The organism is Vibrio sp. 2130-1 (genome assembly GCF_033339515.1).
Window position 1 is genome coordinate 1 of record NZ_JAWOUT010000535.1, and the last position, 575, is coordinate 575.

The window sequence follows — 575 nt, forward strand, 5'->3', positions numbered from 1 at the left end:
TCAAATTCCCCTGTTTCATCGTTGCCAAAAGGGGTGACTTTCGTCGAATCATCGAAAGCAGAAGACGGCAAAGTTAAGATCCCATATCAAAAATACAAACTCGATAACGGCTTGACCGTAATTCTAGCGCCAGAGGGCTCTGACCCATTGGTACACGTTGATGTCACGTATCACGTCGGTTCAGCTCGTGAAGAAATCGGTAAGTCGGGCTTTGCGCACTTCTTTGAACATATGATGTTCCAAGGTTCAGAGAACGTTGGCGATCAAGAGCACTTCAAAATCATCACAGAGGCGGGTGGTACGTTAAACGGTACGACCAATCGCGATCGCACCAACTACTTTGAAACCGTTCCTGCGAATCAGCTGGAAAAAATGCTGTGGCTTGAATCGGATCGTATGGGCTTTTTGCTTGATGCGGTTTCACAGCGCAAATTTGAAATTCAACGATCTACGGTGAAAAATGAGCGTGCGCAACGTTATGACAACCGTCCGTACGGTTTGATTTGGGAACGTATGTCTGAAGCGTTATACCCAGAAGGTCATCCTTACTCATGGCAAACCATCGGTTACGTTGA

Annotated in this window: 1 protein-coding gene; it reads left to right on the forward strand. The window is 46.4% G+C overall.

Translation table 11 applies throughout. The features are described 5' to 3' along the window. Positions 1–575 (forward strand): M16 family metallopeptidase (locus tag R7Q09_RS27245; RefSeq protein ID WP_318144095.1); only part of this gene is annotated, 575 nt, incomplete at both ends.